Raw genomic sequence first — 2,976 nt, 5'->3', positions numbered from 1 at the left:
TCGGGCTTTCCCGTCTTCGATGCTCTACGGTCACGATTATCGTCAAATATCGGTCAGCAGACATCGTCAATTTTCGGTCAAAATACGATGTCAGTAACAATATACTCTAAGTATTTAGCTACAATATCTTCAAACTCTCCTAAATAAGGATTGAAAAAGCTGTTTGTAATAATCATTCCTCCACAACTGTAGTGATTCTAACTGGATCAATTTTACAATAGCCATGTTAAATTTAATTGAGGAATACTTTTCTTCAATGTAAAACATATGCTGAAAAAAATAACTATTTTAGATGGAATATGCAACTAGTAATGCGTATTAGTAAATTTTATGCCCGTGCACATCCAATTTACTGTGTGTCCTTCCCAGTTGTTTAGCCATTTTGATGCCCTTCATAAAAAATGAAGAGCACCGACCCTCTGGGATCGATGCTCTTCATTTAAATATAAGCGAAAGGAGTCGAACCCCTGAGGAGTCGCCGTTTTGATCTCAGCGTAGAGGCCTCACCTAACTTTAAAAAGTTTCCACTCTTTCTTTACTTAAAGTTACATATTAATCTCGTTTTTCCTATAATATGTTAAGTGGTTGGATGCACAAAAATGTTCTTGGTACAAAGAATTTTCCTTTGTTTACAAGACACAAATGAATATATAAATTATGTATATAATCATATATAAGTATATCCGCTTCGATGGCTGTCACTGGTTTACATCAACAGCAAACCCAGTCACATCATCTAATCGCAATGCCCCTGCAACCATCCCATAAAACGCAGAAAGACCGCCTTCTTTTTCCGGCGGTCTCACTGAGACTATTTATGGAGGCGAGGGGAATCGAACCCCTGTCCGAAAATAACGCCACACAAACTTCTACGGGTGTAGTCCCAGTTTTGATGTCACCCGAGCGTCGCCCCGGAACCGGCTACGCTTTGGGTCAGCCTGATTGTCTTCTTCAGCTAGCCCCAGGCGGAGACTAGACAGCGTATCCCACTAAAGTTGAGCCCCTATCCCGCCACATGGGCGATGGAGGGTAGAAGCCTGGTGACCGTTATTAGGCGGCCAGAGCCAGAGAAGGTTGTTGTTGTTTGCCGTTTAATTGGCTTTCCGCGTTGATAAAGCGGCCGCAGCCCCACTACCCGCTATTCATGCTCGAACTATTCCCGTCGAATCCAAGAACGCCCCCGTATCATAAAATGCTTATCGGACACCGAACCTTTCTCCCTCTTCGAGCGGAGCCGTCTGCCGATAGCTATACTAGTATATCATATCCACCGCGAAAAAGAACCGTACGTTGCTGGCAGCCTGTACGGGCTGTGCCAGTATTGCCATAAAAGAAGAAAGAACTTTGCTACAATGCTACCCCAAAACCGGTTGAATCATTGGTTGCTGGTCGCGGCACGCGATTCACTGAAGGAAACCCTCTGCCCACGTGCACCAAATCATCCATTGCAAGAGGTCACCGCGCCACCTTTTGCTTCTCCCGCAGCGCTCGCTGAATCTCGCGCTGAGCGTCGCGTTTGGCCGCACTTTCGCGTTTGTCGTACTGCTTCTTGCCTTTGCCTAGACCGAGCAGCAGCTTGGCGAAACCGTTGCGGACGTAAACTTTTAACGGCACTAACGTGTAGCCCTCTTGTTTGGACAGCCCAAGCAGCTTATGAATCTCCGCCTTCTTGAGCAGCAGTTTGCGCGCGCGGGTAGGATCGCTGGGGTTGTTGCGATTCCCTTGTTCGAACGGCGAAATGTGCATGTTATGAATAAACGCCTCACCGTTCCGGATCGTAGCAAAAGCATCGCCGATGTTGGCCCGTCCTTGGCGCAGCGACTTGATCTCGGTGCCGGTAAGCACCATGCCGCATTCATACGTATCCTCGATAAAATAGTCGTGCGACGCCTTCTTGTTCTGCGCCAGCAGCTTGCCGTCATTCTTCTTGCTCATGCGATCCGTCCCTCCAATGCCGCAAGGTGGAACCATTGTAGCAAGGCCCCGCGCAAAAATCAAGCCGACAAATCGGCTATATTCAACTTTGCCAAATTGTAGCCGCAGCAGCGCTCCAACTGAAAATGGAAGTGCACTTAGAGCAACTAAAATCGCTCAACCCGCCCGTCAGGCGAATGTAGTTGCCTTAAAAGCAACTGCAACCAACAAACTACCAACAATCACGCCAAAATGCTCCTGCAATTGCGCCAAGAGCAACTAATCTTCGGGGTTCCCAAGGAACCCCTGCTCTAGTTGCTTAAAGCGCAATTACAGCTCGCATGTGTACGAGCGCGGCGCGTGGGGCAACAACGGGCTGCGCCCCGCGAGCCAGACAGCGCCTTACGGCGCCTCGGCAGCGGAGCTACGCTCCCTTACCGGACAAGCCTAATCGCTAAGGAAATATTCCGTATACTTCAGGCTCAGGCCCACCCGCCTTGCACACAACTGCCCAGCCATACATGCACTCGCCCTAGTAAATCGTTCCGCGAATAACGTCCATAAGATCGCGTTTACCAGATCATGAAGCTGCGGCGCAAACAAACGGACTCAGATGCCGTTATTTGATCTGATTTCTTCCGTTTGACGTTCTTACCGGATCCAGATGCAGCTATATGACTCGCGAATCGCCGATTTGTACTATTTACTGCGAAATAACGTCGCGTCAGTCCGTTACGATTGAAAATGTGCGGTTCGGGCAAAAATAACGGACTCGTAGTCCGTCTACAATGTCTCAGTCCTCTATGCAAGGCGCTTGACGGACTGGATGGCAAGTTCCAACCTTACTATAAGGATCACCGCCTGCGCCTCCTCAGCACTCGCCGCGCGCTCCCGGCCCGTGCCCCGTGCCGGGCACGGGCCCCCGCCTGCGCTGCACGGCCGCGCAGGCCCGCACGCGCTCGCCCTAGCCGGGCTCGCTCCTCGCGCGGCTCCCCGCCCGTGCCTGCGGCACAGGGCGGCGCGCGGCGCCTACTTGCGTCGCCGCTTCGTGGCGACGCCGCC

At 50.7% G+C, this 2,976-nt stretch carries 1 protein-coding gene and 1 other RNA gene; both read right to left on the bottom strand.

Annotated features, from left to right (window positions below; translation table 11 throughout):
- Positions 1-815: 815 nt before the first annotated feature.
- Positions 816-1,182: a transfer-messenger RNA gene (gene ssrA / locus SD70_RS35575) on the bottom strand.
- Between the two features lie 273 nt (positions 1,183-1,455).
- On the bottom strand, positions 1,456-1,935 hold the full coding sequence (gene smpB / locus SD70_RS32350) for an SsrA-binding protein SmpB (RefSeq protein WP_041052812.1): 480 nt from the start codon (positions 1,933-1,935) through the stop codon (positions 1,456-1,458).
- Positions 1,936-2,976 lie beyond the last annotated feature (1,041 nt).

It is taken from the genome of Gordoniibacillus kamchatkensis, assembly GCF_000829455.1.
GTDB lineage: Bacteria > Bacillota > Bacilli > Paenibacillales > NBRC-103111 > Gordoniibacillus > Gordoniibacillus kamchatkensis.
This window is presented reverse-complemented; position numbering and strand designations above follow the sequence as displayed.